We start from the raw sequence: 17,690 nt of genomic DNA, 5'->3' as shown, positions 1-17,690 counted from the left end.
CCTACGCCGGCCTCGCCCCCGTCACCCGACGCTCCGGCAGCAGCATCCGCGGCGAACACCCACCCCGAGGCGGCAACAAACACCTCAAACGCGCGTTCTTCCTCGCCGCGTTCGCATCCCTCACCGACCCCGTCAGCCGCGCCTACTACGACCGCAAACGCGCCGAAGGCAAACGCCACAACGCCGCCCTCATCTGCCTCGCCCGACGCCGCTGCGACGTCCTGTTCGCCATGCTCCGCGACAAGATCCCCTACCAACCACGGCCAACAAGCCCCATCCCCGCTTGACCAAAACCATAGGGACACCCCCCCGACCTGGTTCAGCGGCTGCACACCCTCACGGGACACGCCGTCCCGGTCGACACGATTGTCCGGGACATCACCGACGGAGCCCGTCGTTATTCGCGCTGGCGCGATGACACCAGCCGCGAACGGGGTCCGCGGGAGGCGAGCCACGACCAGGTCTGGAACGAGTTCATCACCGTGGGGTGGCCGGAGGCGGCGCGGGCTGCCGTGCGGGCGGAGGCGGTGTCGTTGAGCTACGCGTGGGCGTGGGGCGACAACTGGACCGTACGCGACGGCATCAACGAAGCACTACAGGCAGCGGCGGCGGGTGGGATTCCGATGGTCGTGGTGAGCAACGCGATCAGTGGGGCCGCTCACCGGGACTTCCTCGCCTCGGTAGGTCTCGGTGCGTTGTTCGCCGCCGAGTTGTACAGCGATGAGGTCGGGGTACGCAAGCCGAACCCCGAGTTGGCCTGGCGCGCGGCGGACACGATCGGCGTACCGATCGGGAAGTGTTGGTTCGTCGGCGACATGATCGACCGTGACATCGCCTGCGCCCGCCACGCCGGAGCCGGGACGGCGATCCTCATGCGTTCGTCGCGCACCGCCCGGGCGGTGCCCACGTCGGGGTTCGAGCCGGATGTCGTCGTTGACGATGGGTACGGGCTGCGGGACGTGCTACGCCAAGCTGGGCTGCACTGACTGCCGAACCCGAGGGAATTGCCGGGCCATGAAGCTGTCGGCGAGCACATCGGCTACGACGTGAGGGCGCGCAGCTCGCGGTGGGCCTGGACGTGCAGGGTCGGCAGTATGGGCAGCCGGGCGGCGATCACCGCGCCGGGCGGCAGGGACAGGTGGATGCGGATCTCGCGGCAGACCAGCAGCAGGTAGTTCACCGTGTGGGGGACGGTGATGTCGGCGGCGGCGACCCGGCGGGCGATCACACGAGTGAGGGTCGGGCTAGCGACCGTGGCGATGACGCGTAGGAGCGCAAGATCGTATCCGGGCAGGTAGGCGCCGGCGTGTTCCCAGTCGATCAGTCCGCAACCGCCGTCGTGGATGAGGAGGTTGGCGGGAAGGGGATCTCCGTGTTGGGTTGTGCGGGCAGGTCCGGCGCGGTCGACGAGGGTATGCAGGGTTGCCTGGTCGCGGCCGTCGAGAAGCTGCGCCGCGTGCTCGTCGTCGATGCGCTGGTGGTAGTCGACGGGTTCGGGCAGCGGGTGCCGTGGCGCCCACCGCGTGACCTGCTGGACAGTGTCCGCGACCAGTTCGGCCTGTGCTGGCGGGATGTCGTGGGTGAGGTGCCGCTCGTGGTAGAGCCGCTGTCCGGGTAGCGCGGTCAGGACGGTGAGCTGCTGGTCGGCCCACAGCAGCCTGGGCACGTCGACGCCGGGAGGATCAACCTCGAACCGGGAGTACATATCGAGTTCGTGGTCGCGCCGGCTGATCCAGTACGGGTCGCGGCTGGTCAGCAGTTTCACGACCACCCGGTGCCCGCAGCGGGTCCCGATGGCGACGAGTGCCTTGTCGGTGTCGTGAACGATCTCGCTTACCTTCACACTCGCTCGCTCGGCCCGGCTGACCATGTCACCCCATGACGGATGCTGGTCGCGCTTCAACGAACGCGGGGACGACATCGCCCTATCGTCCATGCTCAGGCGCGGTCGGAGCGGGTGTGCCGCGAGCAAGGGCTGGTGAGGCAGCGTGTGACGGCGGGGTGTTGGCAGCCTGCCGGCGGGGTGCGGGTGTCCGGGGTGCGGCGGCTGTCAGTGTAGAGCCGGTAGCTGTCGGCTTCAGCGGCGATCGCGTCCCGGGCGTGGGGCCCAAGGAGCGGATCCGTGGAGGGGACGGGACCGGTGATGGTGGTGAAGGCGGCGAGGAGCTGGCCGGTGTTCGGATCGATGGTGAGGACGTCGCGTCGTGGCACGCCGGAACGGTCGGTGTACGGCAGGGCGATGTCGATGCCGGTCCGCCCGACGCGGTCGGTGACGCCGGTTTGGACGAGGAGGCCGGGGTGCTCGGCGAGGAGCCGGAGGAGCGCGGCACGGACCGGGCGGGTGAGGGCGTGACGTTCGTAGAGCATCGCGACGCCGCCGATGAGGTGCCCCGGGCGGTCCCGGTCGGGGCCGGCGGTGATGAGCAGGTGGGACCGCAGGTCGGCGGCCCTGGTCGGTGGTGGCTGGTCGAACCGGTCGCCCCCGCTCTGGCTTGTCCAGCTGTGGTCTGGACCGTCCGGGGTGCAGCCGGTGGTGCTGATCTGGGTGCTGACCTGCCGGCAGTTCGCGGCGTCGTCGGTGCGCCAGAGTTGGTCGACGCGGATGCGCTGCGGCCATCCGGCCGGTCCAGATGGGCCGGTGATGTCGCGGTACCAGGTGCGGCGTTCGACGTACTGGTACCTGCCGCTGGTGGTGTCGGCGGGTGCGGTGCTAGGGCTGCTGGCCAGACGGGTCAGCACCGGGCCTGCCGGAATCCATGGCGTGCTAGTCGGGGCCGGGGGCATCGGCGACGGAGCGGCAATGTCCCCACGGTCGGAGGCCGCGTCCCTGCCTGCGGGGATCGGCGTCGCGTCAGCGGTGCGACGGTGCGGGCCGGTGTGGATCGGATCGGTGAGGACTGGCGTCACGGCGATGGTGAGGGAGACCAACGCCGCCGTCAGTCGTACCGTTCGGGATGTCCGCGGTCGTCGTTGCGAGGCTGGCGTACGGAGCGGAGTCACGGGTGTTCCTCATCGTTGTTCCCGGTCGTGGTTATGGGAGTGGTGGCTCGCTGCTGTTGTGGCAGGCGTTGTCAGTCGGCCACGTCGTTCGAGAGGGGTGGGCGGTAGGAGGTGAAGTAGGTCGCCGATGGCGTGGGTGACGGTGGGGTACCGTACCGGGGCACGGTCGCCGGGTGCGGTGGGATGTCCGTCGGCTGGTGGGAGATCCAGATTGGAATCAGGCCGGCTGTTTGAGCGCCTTGGATGTCGGTCTGCCAGTTGTCGCCGATGTGAAGGCATCGTGTGGGGTGGACGTTCAGTGCCCGGCTGCAGGCGCGGAAGGCAGCGGCGTGGGGTTTCGCAATCCCGCTGTCCGGAGCGCAGATGACGGCGGTGACGAACTGGGTGAGGCCGGCCCTGCTCAGCTTCTGCTGGCTCGAAGCGCGCGGCCCGTTGCTGCAGCGTCGACCCGCTCGAACACTCGCTCGCCCAGGTACTGCCCCACCTCCGCGGCGCATTCTCGTTCGTGATCATGGACGAAAACCGGCTCATCGGCGTCCGCGACCCCCACGGCTTCCGGCCGCTGATCCTCGGCCGACACCCGCACGGCTGGATCCTCGCCTCAGAGACGCCCGCGCTCGACACCGTCGGCGCGGACACCGTCCGCGAGATCAGCCCCGGCGAAATGGTCATCATCGACAAAGCTGGAGTCCGAAGCACCCAACCTTTCTCTGGCGACGTCAACCCCAGCTTCTGCTCCTTCGAGTTCGTCTACTTCGCCCGGCCCGATGGACGGCTCGGCGGGCAGGGCGTCCACGGTGCCCGGCGGCGGATGGGCATGCACCTGGCCACCCAGGCGCCCGTCGACGCCGACCTCGTCGTTCCCGTACCCGAGTCCGGTATCCCCGGCGCCCAGGGCTACGCGCAGCAATCCGGCATCCCCTACGGCGACGCGTTCGTCAAGAACCGGTACATCGGACGAACCTTCATGGCCCCTACCCAGGAACTACGCGAAAACGCCGTCCGCATGAAACTCAACCCGGTCGCAGAGAACGTCGCCGGCCAACGACTCGTCGTCGTCGAGGACTCCATCGTTCGAGCCACCACCCTGCGCGAGACGCTGAGAATGCTCCGCCGGGCCGACGCCGCCGAGCTGCACCTACGAATCCTGTCCCCGCCCTACCGCTGGCCCTGCTTCTTCGGCATGGACACCAGCGACCGCAGCAAGCTAATCGCCGCCAACCGCACAGTCGAAGAGATCCGCCAATACCTCGACGTCGACTCCCTGGCCTACCTCGAACTAGACCGCATGCTCACCGCCATCGGCAACGCCCCCCGTACCTTCTGCACCGCATGCCTGACCGGCGACTACCCCATACCGGTAGATATCAACAACGGCAAGCACGTCCTGGAAGGCAGGTGATGGGCACCGAGTTCCTGTCATCCGGCCCTCAGAAGGTCGCCAACCAACTCATGGACGGCTGCGTACGTGTCTGGCGACAGGTCTTCCGGGACCTCTGCCTCCCGGGTGCGTACGAGGTCGTCGAGGAGCGCGCGAAGTTCGGCTGAACGGCCGTCGGCGCGTGCTACTCGCATGGCGTCGATCCAGGGATGGTCATCGAGGCGGGCAGGATCTGCGAGCCAGGCTCGTTCTACGGCCCATCTGGCGCCGGTGGTGTCTCCCACAGCGAGATAGAGATCCACGAGTTGGTGGGCGGTATCTACCACAGCGGAGGCGAGGTTGTGCGGTTGGACGTCGCTGCCCGGTAGCCAGGTGTAGGGGTTGCGGTAGCCGGACGAGTAGGGCAGTTCCGCACCGGCGAGCGGTTCGCCTCGGACGAGTTCGAGTGCCTGGCGCAGGTCTGCGATGCCCGCTACTCCCCTGGCTTCGCCGCGGGCGCGGAGGCGGCGGAACAGTTGCCAGTCGAGGAGGACGCCTGGAGTGAGGCGGTAGAGCCGGTCCGCCCCGGCGTTAGGGGGCAGCCAGTGGGTGCCCTCAGCGGTCTCCCCGAGCCAGCGGCGTACCTTGCTGATGGCGACGCGGCGGCTTCGTGCGTTGACGCCACGTTCTGGCCAGAGGGCGTCGTCGATTTGTTCGCCGGTTGCTCCTGCTCTGCCGCGTTGCGCTAGGTAGACGACCAGTTCGGAGTAGAAGCGAATACGCTCGTCAGGCATCTCGCCGGGCGCTTGGACGTCGACGGGGCCGAGGATGGCGATGCGCGGGCGGTGCGGGTCCGGTCGATACCAGGCGTCGAGGTCCTCATCGAGGGTTGGGTCATGGGGTTCCCGGGACCGGTTCGGGACTGCGGGTGCGGGGGCGGTCGCTCCGTTAGTGATCGGTGTGAGAGCCGCGATGTCGACTGGTTGCGTCGCGGTGGTGCCGGCTTGGGTGGGCGCCGGGGTGCTGCGGTCGGGTTCGGGCACGGCCGGTCGCCTTTCTTGTGCGTGTTGGTCTGCTGTCGAGTACGCGCCGGTCGGGTTTTCGTGTACGGCATGGTGGTCGGGGTCGGCCGGTTCGTTGTCCTCGACGTCATCCGGTGCGCTGTCGGCGTCGAGGAGGTGCCCGTGTGCGTCGGTGCCCTCGGCCCATGGATCCGGATCGGTCGCGGCGGGAACGGGTTCGTCACCTGGCTGGTCGTCAGTGGGTGCGGCAGCGCGGGCGGCGCGCATGACGGGTGCGAGGCGGGCGAGTTGGTCGCGGGGCAGTCGGGTGGCGGCGGTGTTGGTGATGCTGAGCCAGTCGATGGCCAGGCTGCCGTCTGCGCGGACGTCGACGTGCCAGGTGGTCGGGGTTTCGGTGACGGCGGCGACCGCGACGGCGCATCTGCCGGCCAGGCGGAGTTCGTCCGCGAGGGCGGCGAGTTGCTCTTCGACGTTCGTGGTGTCTGCGATGAGGAGGACGTGCGGCATCCAGGCGTCGGCGACGATGTCGGCGACCCGCCCGGCGAAGGTGGTGATGATGCCGGTGTCGGTCATTGCCTTGGCGTTGGCTGCGGCGCGACGTCGGGCGCGCTCGATGGCATTGGCGGTGGAGGTGGCTGCGGTGATCCGGTTGCCGCCGATGGCGAGGAGGTGGTCGACGTCAACGGGGTCGAAGCCCGCGAGCACCACTTCGGCGTCGTCGCTCCACTGGTTGGTGGCCAGTTCGGCTGCGATGTATCGAATCAGGTCCATGCTGCGTTCGGGCTCGCCACCGATTGTAAGTAGGCCGGTGCGTTCGAGGTCGATGAGGAGGTGGTCGCCGCCGGGTCGGGATGCGACGGTGACGAGGACCGGCAGTGGCGCCAGGGTGTCTTCGACGTCGGGAAGGGTGGCCGTGGCCGGCAGCATCCAGTCCATCGCGGAGCTGTCTGCTTGGAAGGGTGGGGGCGCGGAGGTGTTGGCGTGGGCGAGCATGAGGTGGACCTCGCCTCCGGAGAGCCAGGCAGCGGCGAGGTCGGGCAGGTCGTCGGGGTCGTGATCGCGGAGGCCGGTGGCCAGTGTCCGTAGAGCGTGGTCGAGCCGGTTGACGTCGACCGGTTGGGCAGCGTTTCGGACACGCCGTTCGATGGTGGGGTTGGGCGTGGGGATTCGGCGGCCGGGCCGGCGGTGCTGGCGTTGACGACGTCGGCGTTGCGTCAGACGAGCCAGGAGGAGTGCGGCAAGGAGGCCGGCGGTCGCCAGCGCTGCGGTGATGGGTAGCGCGACGTCGAAATCTCTTCCGTCGGCGTCGTCGGCCGGCTCGTCGTCGACGATTGATGTGGGGGCAGGATCGGGCGTTGACGGCTCGGTGGGCACCGGTGGCGCCGACACGGATGCCTCCGATGTCGGCAGGGCGCTGGCCGTCGACGACGGCTCCGGAGTCGTGGTTGGTGGCGTCGGGACCGTGGGTGTGGCCGGGGCGGGTTGCTGCGACGGAGCGCCGCGCGGGACTTCTTCGGCCGTAGGCGGTGTGGGGGGCGTGCGCAGTTTGCCGGTGGCGTGGCGCCGAGGGCCGCTGTCGGTGGCGTCGGTGGGAAGGTTCAGCACCTGCCCGGCGACGATGTGGTCGGGGAAGCGAGGATCGGCCTTCTTGAAGGCCGGGTTGAGCGCGGCGATGTCGACGTAGCGGTCCCCGTCGCCGAGGAATCGTTCGGCGATGTGGTAAAGCCAGTCCCCGCGCGCCACTTCGTACGTCGGCCTCGCCGTGGCGGTCTTTTCGCTGACGGTGGTGGTCGCCAGCGTCGTATTCAGGGATACATGGGTGGCAGTCGTGGGGGTATGTGTGGCGGCGATCCCTGGGGGCGTGGACGGCATAGTGATCGCGTTTGCGCTGGCAACGGCTGGCGCTGCCCCGATGGACAGGGCTGCGGCGACGAGCGCGGCTGCGCGACGTTGCTGCCATGCGAGGCCGAGGATTCGCGGGGGTCGCCAGCGGAAGATGTGGCAGATGATCTCCACGAGCAGCGGGAGGGCGAAGGATGCCCAGCCAATCCATCCGACCCAGGTGATCGCGGTGAGTAGCACGCTGCCGTCGTCGGGGGTGGTGAGCAACTCGCCGAGGTGGGACCAGGACGGCAACTCGTCGGGCAGAGGATTTCCGGCTAGGGCGTAGAGGGCGTAGGGGATTCCGCCGAGCGTGGCCAGGATGCCTAGCTGGGCGGTGATGCGGGTGGTGAGGCCGACGGCGCGCGGGCGGCGTGGGCGTGGAGTGCTGCGAGCCGGTTTGGCCATGGATCATCCCACCAGCAGGGTTGCGGTGACGGTTGCGTGTGCGGGGATCGTGGTGACGCCGGGCAGGACGTCGACCAGGAGTGGGTCGTAGTGAACGGTGACGGTGACGGTGAGTTGTTGGCCGTCGTCGTCGACGGTGGCCTGCCACTCGCTGATGCCCGCGGTGGTGAGGTAGTCCCCGACGGCGTCGATGGCTTTCGTGGTGTCGACGGCCTTCGTTTCGCCGTTGATAGCTTCGGGAAGCCGGATCGCCTGGCCGCCCGCCCTCGCGGCTTCGGCGGCGATGTTGTGGGCGCGCTGGGTGGTGCGGACGTACCCGGCACCGTCGCCCGCCAGACCGATCATGGCGATCAGGCCCGGCAGGACGATCGCGTAGAACAGCCCGATCCGACCGGCATCGCGGCCGGTCGGGGGGTGTGCACAGCGGCGTCCGTTCATCCGGACCTACTTCGAAATAGATCGAGGGGAGAGCTGTAGACGGCGGTGATCCACCGCGAGGTCGGCATGCCTGGCATCGCGCCGGCGGACAGGTCGACGCGGCATTCGACAGTGACGGTCACGCTGGCAGGTTCGCCGACGTCACGGGCGAACTGGCCGGTGTCGACGGTGACGAGCAGGTTGAGGCAGTTGATGCCCTGGGCGTCGAGTGTGGTGTGGATCGAGGATTCCGCGCGGCTTTGTGCGGTGGTCGCGTCGCGGGCGAGCGATGCGGTTCGCGCCGCTGAGTACGTTGCCGCGTCGAGCGCGGCGTTTGCCAGGGAGATCCGGCCGACGAGCATGGCGAAGGCGGCGACCAGCAGCAGGCTGGGTGCCAGGATGGCCAGCTCGATGGTGACTGAGCCGCGTTGTCTCTCTGGTTTCCGTTTCACGAGTCGTCTTCTGTGGTGAATCGCTGGATCGGGCTGTAGGCGGTCTGGCTGATGGGGATCCGCATGCCCAGCCAGCCGAGGGTGGTGCCGGTGACGGTGACGCGTACTGCGGTGGTTTCGGGCGTGCCCTCAACGACGGGGGTAACGGTGATCTCCCAGTCATTAACCGCATCACCCATACGGGTCAGGTAGGCGCTGGCCTGTGTCTGGCCAGCTCCGTCGGCGGCGCCGTAGGCCGCCTCGGCGGCGGCGCCCTGCTGGGCGGCGGCTAGGGCCACCGTCCTTCCATAGAAGACCAGCGCCACCTGCACACCGAGGAGGATCAGCATCACGAAGACTGGGAACAGGATCGCCATCTCGATGTTGGTCGAGCCCCTGTCATCGGCCAGACGCCCGGGCCAACGTGACCGCCGGCCCAGGCGCCCGACACGGGTGTGCGTCACGGTGCGGCCGGGGCTGCGGCGTCCGGCCAGATTCCGATCCATCCGAGCACGTAGTCCGATGCGGCGGTCAGCAGTGCGAGCGCGATCACCGCTGCGATCGCGTAGATGATCGCGGTCGGCACGACTTCGCCCCGGTCATCGTGGCGTAGCGCGGCGAGTAGACGCAGAACGTACCCAGCCTGGGCGGACGGCCTTGTGGCATCCATCGCGGAAACCTCCTAATCGTGGTCAGTTGACGGTGGGCGCGGCGAGCAGCCGGGCCGCGAAGGGATAGAGGGCCAGCAGCATGAGGACGACCAGCAGCAGAGCGCCGGGGATCTCCAGTTGCGAGGTGCGCAGCTCGGCGCGGGCCAGTTCGTCGGTCCGAATCTGGGCGCGTAGGGATGTGGCTCGGGCCCGCAGCGTCCGGTAGACCTGGGCACCGGTGACGCCTGCGGCCTGCATGATGTCGCCGAGGTCGCCCAGTTCCGGCACGCCGAGGTCGGTTCCGAGTTTTTTCAGGCCGTCCCAGGGCGCGGAGACAGACAGTTCGGCCCGCAGCAGCGTTTGCCGAATCCGTGCGAACACCCAGCCGCTGCCCTTGCTCGCCGCTCTGCTGAGGGATTCCTCGGTGCCTCGGCCAGCGGCGCGCTGCAAGGCCACGAGATCGATGAAAGCGCAGACGGCGCGGCGGCACTCGCGTCTGGCGACGACAGCCTTGCGGCCGACGTCCCGGTAGACGATCACGATGAGTAGCGCGGCGAAGCCGAGCGCCGCGACGACCGGGACGCCGGTGCCGAAGTCGCGCCCCATGAGCGCCAGCAGGCCGAGCACGACTGACGGCACGGCGAGTCCGAGAAGCCCTGCGACGATGAGGCTGGTGACGAATTCCTCGGGGCTTCGTCCCAGCAGCCGCAGGTCAGTGGCGGGGATGATCCGCTGCATGCGGTCGGCCAGCCGGCCGATGGCCTTCGACCCGCCCGACCGGGAAGCCACCACGTCGGTCGGTGGTTGCAGCCGGGCGAGTGCTGGGCCGAGCGCAGGGCTGGCGGGGCGAAGTTCGTGGACGGCGAGGAACGCCGCGAGACCGAACCCCGCACCGAGTACGGCGGTGACGCCGATCCAGGTGGGCGTCATGACGAAGTCCCTCCGGCGCTTGTATTCGTGGAGAGGAAGCGCTCCTCGGCCGGCGGCAGGCTCAGCGTTCGCGCCCACCACAGGCATCCGATGAAGCCGCACGCGAGGATCGCGAGCACGACCTGCCCCCGGGGCTCGGCGTACGGAGCGGTGTACTGGCCGCTGGCCAGTCCGAACCCGACCAGCAACACCGATCCGACGGTGAGAAAGCGGATCTGGAACCGTGCGCGGGAGCGTTTGGAAGCTGTTTCGCGCCGCATCGCTACCTCGTCGGCCGCGGCCTCCGCGATACCGGTCAGCGCGTCGGCCAGCCGGGCACCCCGGTCGCTGAGGTGCAACGCGAGGGCCACCACGACCTGGTCGCTGACCGGGTCCCGAAGGGCCTCGGCGAACGCGTAGAGCGCCGCTTCGACGTCCCAGCCGGCTTGGATGCGCGCGGCGAGCAACTGCACGTCGGCGGCGATGGCGGCGGGGGCTGTCTGCGCGGTGTCCACGATGGCCTCTCGAAGACCAACGCCGGAGTCCTCCACGTCCCGCAGGCGGCGAGTCCATGCCTCCACCGCCTCCACCCGGGCGATCGTGCGCTGCTCTTCCCGGCCGGCCGAGAGAAGCCACGGCACGCCCGGAACGGCGACGGCGACGAGAGGCGCCGCCACCGGTATCCCACTGATGATCCAGGCGAGGACGCCGGCGGCGAGCGCGCCGAGCACCCAGGCTTGGTGCCGGCGTTGGGATTGGAGGGTGGTCCCGGGTCCGAACCAGATCCAGCGGGCACGCGCCGCCCACCGCGACGGCGGACGGTCCCGCTCGCCGGTTCCGGTGATGGCGCTGATCCCGAGCGCGAGACTGCCGACGAGACCGGCACCGATTAGCGCGGCGACGAGGATCGGATTCACGCCCGCACCCCCAGCCGAGGCAGAGGGCGCGGCCAGGCACCCCGCCCGCGGTGCGCGGTCAGGATCGTCGGGTCGTAGCCGGCAAGCAGGAAGTGCTGCTTGAGCCGGTCCGGCTGGTGCATTGGCACCGCCCGGCCGTCCGGGCCAGGCCCGAAGATCTGTGTGGTCCGGGGCCGGCCGTCCTCGACCAAGCCGCCTACTTCGACGACGTGGGACACGAAGCGGTGCTTGCGGCCCCCGATCGCGCTTTCATCGATCATGCTGACGTAGACGACAAGATCGAGGGCGTTGGCGACCTGGAGGTAGGCCCTCCGGTCGGACCGCTCGTCGCGGTGGCTGAGCGCCAACTCCACGACGCGGTCGAAGACCAGACCTGGCTCGCGGGCGTGGATCGTGCACAGGGAACCGTTGGTGGTGCCCATCGCCTGGAGCATGGCGACGATCTCGCGGGAACGAACCTCGCCGACGATGATCCGTCGTGCGTTGAGCTGCAGCCCGATCGGAATCAGGTCATCAAGGGTGATCTCACCAACCGGTCGGCCGTCCGCTCCTCGCTCGCCATGACCTTCCCGGGTCTCCATAGAGACGGCCCACGGGTGGCGGCCGGTCTTGTGCAGGCCCAGCTCACGCGCCTCCTCCATGACGATCATCCACTCATCGGCGGGGATCTCGCTCGCCAGCGCCCGCAGGAGAGAGGTCTTACCGCTGCCCGGTACACCGGCGACCATGATGTTGAGACCGGCCCGCATCGCCGCACGAAGGAAATCGCGCAGCAGCGGGTCGATCATGGCGCTCTTGTTCGCGTCCGTCTGGTCCAGGGTGACCAGCTCGTCGAGAGTGACCTTGAGAATCTGGTGATTACGGATGACCGCGACCGGCCGCTGCGTCACCAGATACGTCGCCGCGAGCCGCTGACCGCCCGGCATCTCCATGCTCAGCGTCGGCTTGTCCTTGGTCAGCGCACGCTCGGTGCCACCCGCCCGCCTAGCCAGGGCCTGGAGGAGCAGCACGAGTTCTTCGTCGCTGTCAGCTACGGGGGGCTCGAAGTCGACGCGCCCGTCCGGACGCTCGACTCGCACGCCGTCGCATCCGAGGATGGTGATGGTGTCGAAGGGCTCACGAAGCAGCCGGTCGAGCCGGCCCAGGCCCAGCAGCGCGGCAAGCACGCCATCGAGCAGCCGCTGCTCGTAGTCGCCGCTAAGCGGGGTGCCGCTCATTCGTTGCTGGTCGACGTACTGGCTGACGCGCTGTGAGGCGATCTGCCGCCCCTCGGCTTCTCGCTCCGAAGCACTGACGTACTCACGCCCGGCCAGCAGGCGCGACAGTTCGTCGCTGACGGCGTTCTGGAGCGACCGGATAATGGCGTAGTCGGGCTCATTCGGCGACGGGCCGGGCGCCGGAGGCCGGGGTCGTGCGGCGAGGCTGCCGTTGGCGTGGCCATTCTGTCGCTGTCGAGCGGCGCTTTCCATCGTGGCAGCCACATCGGACGGGTCGCGCCACCGTGGGTGCTCAAACGTCGGCATGGATGGCCTCCCGCTTTCCTGGGCCGTGAAGGCGGTCACGCCGGCCGGTGATGGCACGCATGACCTTTCCCTCGGCTGCTGCCGCCGCGCGAAGCAACGGCAGCCGTGTGCGGACCGTGCCGCCCTCTGCAAGCACGCGGGCGGATCGGTCATCGTGGGGAAGATGAGCGATCACCGGGACGCCGAGGTGCCGGGACACAGCACGGTCGTCGTAGTCGCCGTCACCGACCACCAGCAGCCCTATCCGGCCGTCGCTGCCCGGACCGGCACCCGCGAGTAGCGTCTGCACGGCGGCGCGGCCAGGCAAGAGTGAGGCCAGCGTCGGTTTCACCGCCAGCAGGACGAGGTCGGCGCGGCTGAGCAGCGGCCACGGCGTGTGTGGGGCAACGAGCCGGCCGCAGTCGGCGATCACGTCGAACCGTGGGTCACCGTGTTCGAGGGAGGCGAAGAAGCTCGCGAGGCCGTACCAGTTGGGATCGAGGCTGGCCGCCTGCGCGGGGGTCGCGATACCTGGCAGGAGCAGCCGCTGCGTACGCGGCGGGTCGAGATCAACCAGTTGAGACCAGAACTGCTCGCCGGCCTGTCCTCGCAGCTCGGCCACCACGAGCTGCATCAGACCGTGCCCGCCATCCAACTCCAGATGTCGCAGGTAACCCGCCGCGATGTCGCCGCCGGCCGGGTCGCACTCGGCGAGCACCACCGGCCGCGACCAAGTCAACGCGAAGGCCAACCCTGCTGTGGTCACCCCAGGCGATCCCTTGGCGCTGGCGAGGCAGATGACCGCCATCGTCAACTCCCCGAGGTCAGGGTCAGCACCAAGCGACCCTGTGCGGCCAGCCGGGCGACAACCGGTCCGTCGCTTTCCCGGACCGCGACCGACACTGTGGCGGTGCCGTCGCGTGCCCCCGCGATCACGTGCACCACCGTGGCCCTGATCGTCGGCGCCGCGGCAGCCGGCTTGTCCTGGGCCGCTTCCTCGGTGGACACCAACAACACGCTCGCTCCTGGCCGCAGCGGCGCCGACGGCATCTGCCCCGCCTTCAGCGAGACGCCGACCACCTGCTCACCGGGCGCGGGGAACGGTTTGTCGACCAGGGCATTGGCGTTCAGCAACGTGCCGGACAGCAACGCCACCGAGGCGTACTTGCCGATCACCTGATCGGTCCGGTCGCCCGGCACCCCGGCGATTGCCGGATCTGGGGTGAGGTGCACGGTCACCAGGTCGGCAGCGGTGATCTGGGCTCCCACAGGAACGTCCCTGCCGACCGCCAGATACGGCTGGGTTCTGCTGACGTAGCCGAACAGCGCCACCGCGCCGAGGGCACACACCGCCATGAGGGCGACCGCCACGCCCAGCCGCCCTCGGCGCACGCTGCGCTCGCGGACTACCCGCCGCTGCGGAATGGTCACGGTGGTGAGGCTTGCCACATCGTCCGTCGTCGTCACCCGGTCACCACCTGTAGCTCGTCGATCCGAATGGATGTGCTGGACTCGCGCGTCAGCGTCTCGGTGCCCGTCACACCGCCGCCGACGATCCACCAGTCGACGTGCCACGTCGTCGTGGCGACGACCGTGTACCGGCCGTCAGGCTGGGTGCGGCTGGGTAGCGAGTAGCCGTCGTAACCGCACGTCGGCGATCGAGACGCTCCGTGCTTGGCCTTGTCGTACCGGGTGCCCGGGTTGTCACAGGTGACCGCCTGCCCATTGCCCAGATCCCAGGTGATCTTCGTGGCCTGGCCGCGAGCGGTGACGGACATCCCGGGAACCGAGGCGGTGGCGGTGATCGGACCCCACGTCTGCGGCGTAACCTCATTCCACAGCCAGACCGGCAGGCCCACCAGCCCGGCGCCGGACTCGCTCGGGCTGATGCCGATCTGAGCGCCTCGCATCGGCAGTTCCTTGACCGCCCGCGCTGCAAGCTCCGCCGGGCTCAGGCTGCCCGGCGTGCCCGGCGGCGGGTCCGCACGCCACACCAAGGCGCCGACGACGTCGCCGAAACAGCGCTGCCGGTACACCGCACCATCGCCAGGCTCATGCCCGGCCCACGCCTCATCGCCGGCGGCCGGCTGGGGCGATTCGAGGATGTAGTAGCAACCGTCAGCCGGGTTCAAGTACCCCCAACCGGCCTGCCAACAGGGCACCACGATGCCACCGGAGGTGCACTCCTGCGTACCGTCGCCACCACCTTCACCAGGCGGCGTTCCGCCGCCGCCCTCGCCGGGCTTCTCGATCACGAGGTAGCAATCCCCGACCGGGGGACACACCCAGTAGTCCGCTCTGGCCGGCGCAGCCTGAAACCCCAGGACCACGACAGTGGCGGCAACGGACGCTACGATGGCGCGCAGGATTCGACTCCTCAGCATGTAGAACTCCGCTGGGCTGTCGACTCGTACACGTACCACTTGCCGTTGACCCGCTTGGCCTTCACGACCACCGGGTACCTCTTCGCCTGAGCGGTGGGCTGCGCCTTCCCACCGACGGCGTTCCAGTTCGTCGAGTCGAAGCAGTCCTGGATCACGGCCTCGCCCGCGTCGAGGTGCAGCTCGGTCACCATCGGACTCCAGGACGGGCGACCTTCGTTGTGCACCCCGCTGCGCGACATGTTGAACAGGTTGTTCAGCAACTGCCCGAGCAGCGGCTCGCCAACGTACGTGGCCAGTTCCTTGGTGCGGTAGTCGGCCGTGGCCGATGCCTTGACGTACGCCTCCAGGTAGCCGTTGTAGGCGGCGAGGACCGCCTGCCGCGCCTCTTCCTCAACAGCGTCGACCGTCGGTGCCGCGGTCGCCGTCGAGCCACCTGTCGCCGTGGGCTCCGGCTCGGCGGCAGGCTCCGACGTACATCCCGCAAGCACGCACAGCGCCACGCCAAGCGAGGCCACGAACACGCTCATCTTGGTTCGAGTCATCTGGATGCCTCCCTGCCTCCGAGGCCGCGCCGGCACGGCCCAACTGGTGGAGATGATGTCCCCACTCCAGCTTCGTCGGCGGAAACGAGCGACAGCAGGCCGGCAGCGTGCGTGCCGCCAGGCGGCTCGAAACTGAGCACTGAACGATCGGGCATCCCCTGCCACCTCCCCCGCGCGGTCGGACGCACCCATTGGTCTTAGCGCATACGAACGGGCTCCGCTACGCACCGTTAGGTACGTCGCCGCCGTGCGTTCCCCTACGTACGCACCGCCAGGTGCGCTCCCATGAGAGCGCTCACCAGTGTTCGCATCTTCCGCTTGTCGGCGGTATGCCGGTCGGTGAGGCGCTCACGAGAGGCCCCCGTCGCCTGGCCGCACACGAAACATCCATCACTCTGAGTAAGAGCCACGGTGACTGCCTCGGGTTCAGCAACCGACAGGGAAGTTCCCTCTTGGTACCGTCTGCTCACCACCGTCGCACTGTGGCCATCAAGTTCCGATCAACGATGACGGCGAATACAACCACCACTCACGGGAAGCCAAAGGGGAATGCCCGACGACCGCAGCGAATTACAGACCGTGATTGACTTCTTCGGCGTTCCACTGGTCGTTGACGTTCTTCTTGCCGCCCGGGACGGCCGCCGGCCCCGAGACTGTCCAGAACTGTGCACGTACGGTGATGCGATCGACACGGCAATTACGACCCTGGCGGCCACCGGCGCCGTGCGCGGGTCGACAGATCCAGACTCCAGCGGAAGCCCCTTGCTCACCCTGACCAACAAAGGTCGCGAGGTCTGCTCCTTGGTAGAACGCGTTATCGATCTTGATGGGGTCAAGCAAAAGACGGGTCATCCGGTCGAACGGACACCTGTCGGATAAAATCGATAAGCACCTTTAATTGGGAATAGCCTGAGCACAACGCGATCCATTTGCCTTTTCCCTTGACACCAAGGTCACTACCGCCTGCACACTGGTGCCTTACTGTCGGCTAGCCGACACCCGATGACGTGGAGGCAACGCGGTACGGGGGACGGGGTGGAATTCGGAGATCTGCTGGAGATTCGGGATATTCTTCAATATCAACATGTGATCGGAGCGGTGGTCTGCCTTGGCGAGCGTCCGATGCGGTACGGCGAGTTGGGTAGCGCGATCACCGAGTGGACGGGCAACCGTATAGGCGACGGCGAGATCACCCGCACGGTCCGCCGCCTCGTGGACAGCGGACTCGCGCGAGAGACCTTCACAGAGGGCCATCGGCTGCTGACACTCACGCGGGCGGGACGACGGCGGCTAGAGACAATCCGGAACCTGGGCCGGGCCTTGCACCGAAGCGACTCACATGTCCGAGACGAGGACCGTCGACCAGGATCGTGACCGGGATGAATCCGTTGGTGGTGCCGCTCACCGTCGGGCTCGCGGTAGCAGCTGGCCCGGTGATGCGGGTGACGGCCATCCGCTACTCGATGCGCAACGGACCGGCCCGAAGCGCGGCGTGTGAGCGTTGTGAACCCCTGGTTGCCGGCGCCGGGCCTTCGTGGCGAGGCCTCGCACGGCTGTGGTCGGGGCAATGCCGCGGGTGCGGGGCGCGGATAGGGCCTCCGCTGGCGTCGGTCGAGGTCGCGACCGGCCTGTCGCTGGCGGCCCTTGCGGCGATGGTTGACGAACCGCTGGTCCTGCTGGGGTACGGCTGGATCGTGCTGGTAGGCGGCACGCTCGTGGTCGTCGACATCGCGGTGCACCGGCTACCGGACCGATTGACCGCGCTGCTCGCGGCTGGCACGCTGGTCACCTTCGGGGCACAGGCAATCACCTCTGGCGAGCCACGTCGGTTGGTCGGAGCGCTCGCAGCCGGTGCCGGCGCCGCGACGTTCTATGCGCTGATGTCACTGCTGACCCGGGGCGGTCTCGGTCTCGGCGACGCCAAGCTCGCACTCGGGCTGGGAATCGGCGTCGGCTGGATAGGGTGGACTGCGGTCGCGCTCGCCACCTTCCTTGCCTTGGTGCTCACGGGGCTCACCGCCGTAGCGCTGCTCGCGTCCGGGCGAGCCGGACGCAAGGACGCGATCCCGCACGGGCCGTTCATGGTGCTCGCCGCGATGGTGGTGGTCGTCGCGCTGCACTGGGGCACGCTCGGCCCCGGGTGACAGGCGGCCGTCAATTCCGGTGCCGGGCAGCAAACTGTCCAGAGCCGCATATGGACGTCGCCGCGTCCGCGGTCTACCCGAACACCGATCGATCCTCCTACTCCTCACGAGCCACAACGACGG

General features: G+C 68.6%; 20 protein-coding genes and 1 pseudogene. 5 read left to right on the top strand and 16 right to left on the bottom strand.

Annotation, left to right across the window (positions count from 1 at the left end):
- Both B118_RS0107585 and B118_RS28070 read left to right on the top strand, forming a co-directional pair.
- On the top strand, positions 1-287 hold a 287-nt coding region (locus B118_RS0107585; RefSeq protein WP_028192602.1), incomplete at its 5' end, for an IS110 family transposase.
- Positions 288-482: 195 nt separating this feature from the next.
- Positions 483-986, top strand: a complete 504-nt coding sequence (locus B118_RS28070) for an HAD family hydrolase (RefSeq protein WP_162173348.1) — start codon at positions 483-485, stop codon at positions 984-986.
- A gap of 53 nt (positions 987-1,039) precedes the next feature.
- On the opposite strand, the gene B118_RS0107575 is transcribed toward B118_RS28070, so the two are convergent.
- From B118_RS0107575 to B118_RS29985, 3 genes are all read right to left on the bottom strand, one after another.
- Positions 1,040-1,921 (bottom strand): phosphotransferase, encoded by an 882-nt coding sequence (locus tag B118_RS0107575; protein ID WP_162173347.1) that lies wholly within the window; start codon positions 1,919-1,921, stop codon positions 1,040-1,042.
- A gap of 17 nt (positions 1,922-1,938) precedes the next feature.
- Positions 1,939-2,739, bottom strand: a complete 801-nt coding sequence (locus tag B118_RS0107570) for a hypothetical protein (RefSeq protein WP_155256540.1) — start codon at positions 2,737-2,739, stop codon at positions 1,939-1,941.
- A gap of 332 nt (positions 2,740-3,071) precedes the next feature.
- A complete protein-coding gene (locus tag B118_RS29985) occupies positions 3,072-3,497 on the bottom strand; it encodes an HAD family hydrolase (protein ID WP_155256539.1) in 426 nt (141 codons plus the stop codon).
- Here B118_RS29985 and B118_RS33415 point away from each other — a divergent pair.
- Together B118_RS33415 and B118_RS28065 are read left to right on the top strand one after the other, a co-directional pair.
- Positions 3,470-3,610 (top strand): annotated as a pseudogene (locus tag B118_RS33415) (amidophosphoribosyltransferase); the annotation flags it as partial. The gene B118_RS29985 and the pseudogene B118_RS33415 sit on opposite strands and share 28 nt — an antisense overlap.
- 54 nt (positions 3,611-3,664) lie before the next feature.
- Positions 3,665-4,402, top strand: coding sequence for an amidophosphoribosyltransferase (locus tag B118_RS28065; RefSeq protein WP_337588115.1), 738 nt, complete (start codon positions 3,665-3,667; stop codon positions 4,400-4,402).
- A gap of 17 nt (positions 4,403-4,419) precedes the next feature.
- Here B118_RS28065 and B118_RS0107560 read toward each other — a convergent pair whose 3' ends face one another.
- From B118_RS0107560 to B118_RS0107500, 13 genes are all read right to left on the bottom strand, one after another.
- On the bottom strand, positions 4,420-7,671 hold the full coding sequence (locus B118_RS0107560) for a LysM peptidoglycan-binding domain-containing protein (RefSeq protein ID WP_028192599.1): 3,252 nt from the start codon (positions 7,669-7,671) through the stop codon (positions 4,420-4,422).
- A gap of 3 nt (positions 7,672-7,674) precedes the next feature.
- Entirely contained in the window at positions 7,675-8,109 is a 435-nt protein-coding gene (locus tag B118_RS0107555; RefSeq protein WP_028192598.1) for a pilus assembly protein TadG-related protein, read from the bottom strand.
- On the bottom strand, positions 8,106-8,540 hold the full coding sequence (locus tag B118_RS0107550) for a TadE/TadG family type IV pilus assembly protein (protein WP_018790567.1): 435 nt from the start codon (positions 8,538-8,540) through the stop codon (positions 8,106-8,108). Before B118_RS0107550 ends, B118_RS0107555 begins: the two co-directional genes overlap by 4 nt.
- Complete coding sequence (locus B118_RS28060) at positions 8,537-9,025, bottom strand: TadE family protein (protein WP_080678028.1); 489 nt, start codon at positions 9,023-9,025, stop codon at positions 8,537-8,539. The genes B118_RS0107550 and B118_RS28060 overlap by 4 nt, the downstream gene beginning before the upstream one ends.
- Positions 8,980-9,189, bottom strand: coding sequence for a hypothetical protein (locus B118_RS0107540; RefSeq protein WP_018790569.1), 210 nt, complete (start codon positions 9,187-9,189; stop codon positions 8,980-8,982). Before B118_RS0107540 ends, B118_RS28060 begins: the two co-directional genes overlap by 46 nt.
- Positions 9,190-9,211: 22 nt before the next feature.
- Positions 9,212-10,099, bottom strand: a complete 888-nt coding sequence (locus B118_RS0107535; RefSeq protein WP_028192597.1) for a type II secretion system F family protein — start codon at positions 10,097-10,099, stop codon at positions 9,212-9,214.
- Positions 10,096-10,995, bottom strand: a complete 900-nt coding sequence (locus B118_RS28055; RefSeq protein WP_043541076.1) for a type II secretion system F family protein — start codon at positions 10,993-10,995, stop codon at positions 10,096-10,098. The genes B118_RS0107535 and B118_RS28055 overlap by 4 nt, the downstream gene beginning before the upstream one ends.
- Complete coding sequence (locus tag B118_RS0107525) at positions 10,992-12,518, bottom strand: TadA family conjugal transfer-associated ATPase (protein WP_028192596.1); 1,527 nt, start codon at positions 12,516-12,518, stop codon at positions 10,992-10,994. Before B118_RS0107525 ends, B118_RS28055 begins: the two co-directional genes overlap by 4 nt.
- Positions 12,505-13,305, bottom strand: a complete 801-nt coding sequence (locus B118_RS0107520; protein ID WP_028192595.1) for a CpaE/TadZ family protein — start codon at positions 13,303-13,305, stop codon at positions 12,505-12,507. Before B118_RS0107520 ends, B118_RS0107525 begins: the two co-directional genes overlap by 14 nt.
- 2 nt (positions 13,306-13,307) lie before the next feature.
- Complete coding sequence (locus B118_RS28050) at positions 13,308-13,964, bottom strand: SAF domain-containing protein (protein WP_050592791.1); 657 nt, start codon at positions 13,962-13,964, stop codon at positions 13,308-13,310.
- Positions 13,961-14,752: a hypothetical protein gene (locus B118_RS0107510; RefSeq protein ID WP_050565395.1), complete on the bottom strand. Its 792-nt coding sequence runs from the start codon at positions 14,750-14,752 to the stop codon at positions 13,961-13,963. The genes B118_RS28050 and B118_RS0107510 overlap by 4 nt, the downstream gene beginning before the upstream one ends.
- Positions 14,753-14,874: 122 nt before the next feature.
- The gene (locus B118_RS0107505) at positions 14,875-15,423 is read right to left on the bottom strand and encodes a hypothetical protein (protein ID WP_028192593.1); all 549 of its coding nucleotides are present in this window, start codon (positions 15,421-15,423) and stop codon (positions 14,875-14,877) included.
- Positions 15,424-15,993: 570 nt separating this feature from the next.
- The gene (locus tag B118_RS0107500) at positions 15,994-16,275 is read right to left on the bottom strand and encodes a hypothetical protein (protein ID WP_028192592.1); all 282 of its coding nucleotides are present in this window, start codon (positions 16,273-16,275) and stop codon (positions 15,994-15,996) included.
- Positions 16,276-16,802: 527 nt separating this feature from the next.
- Between B118_RS0107500 and B118_RS32710 the strand changes: the two genes are divergently transcribed.
- Entirely contained in the window at positions 16,803-17,567 is a 765-nt protein-coding gene (locus B118_RS32710; protein WP_238323878.1) for a prepilin peptidase, read from the top strand.
- Positions 17,568-17,690: the final 123 nt, after the last annotated feature.

It is taken from the genome of Salinispora pacifica CNR114, assembly GCF_000514775.1.
GTDB lineage: Bacteria > Actinomycetota > Actinomycetes > Mycobacteriales > Micromonosporaceae > Micromonospora > Micromonospora pacifica.
The sequence above is the reverse complement of the archived record's forward strand: the minus strand, read 5'-3'. Positions and strand labels throughout refer to the sequence as shown.

Coding starts and splice junctions, on each gene's coding strand:
- B118_RS0107575 (WP_162173347.1), bottom strand. CDS start 1,921: ATGTCGTCCCCGCGTTCGTTGAAGCGCGACCAGCATCCGTCATGGGGT.
- B118_RS29985 (WP_155256539.1), bottom strand. CDS start 3,497: ATGCGCCGCGGAGGTGGGGCAGTACCTGGGCGAGCGAGTGTTCGAGCG.
- B118_RS28065 (WP_337588115.1), top strand. CDS start 3,665: ATGGTCATCATCGACAAAGCTGGAGTCCGAAGCACCCAACCTTTCTCT.
- B118_RS0107560 (WP_028192599.1), bottom strand. CDS start 7,671: ATGGCCAAACCGGCTCGCAGCACTCCACGCCCACGCCGCCCGCGCGCC.
- B118_RS0107555 (WP_028192598.1), bottom strand. CDS start 8,109: ATGAACGGACGCCGCTGTGCACACCCCCCGACCGGCCGCGATGCCGGT.
- B118_RS28060 (WP_080678028.1), bottom strand. CDS start 9,025: ATGGATCGGAATCTGGCCGGACGCCGCAGCCCCGGCCGCACCGTGACG.
- B118_RS0107540 (WP_018790569.1), bottom strand. CDS start 9,189: ATGGATGCCACAAGGCCGTCCGCCCAGGCTGGGTACGTTCTGCGTCTA.
- B118_RS0107535 (WP_028192597.1), bottom strand. CDS start 10,099: ATGACGCCCACCTGGATCGGCGTCACCGCCGTACTCGGTGCGGGGTTC.
- B118_RS0107525 (WP_028192596.1), bottom strand. CDS start 12,518: ATGCCGACGTTTGAGCACCCACGGTGGCGCGACCCGTCCGATGTGGCT.
- B118_RS0107520 (WP_028192595.1), bottom strand. CDS start 13,305: ATGGCGGTCATCTGCCTCGCCAGCGCCAAGGGATCGCCTGGGGTGACC.
- B118_RS0107505 (WP_028192593.1), bottom strand. CDS start 15,423: ATGACTCGAACCAAGATGAGCGTGTTCGTGGCCTCGCTTGGCGTGGCG.
- B118_RS0107500 (WP_028192592.1), bottom strand. CDS start 16,275: ATGACCCGTCTTTTGCTTGACCCCATCAAGATCGATAACGCGTTCTAC.
- B118_RS32710 (WP_238323878.1), top strand. CDS start 16,803: ATGAATCCGTTGGTGGTGCCGCTCACCGTCGGGCTCGCGGTAGCAGCT.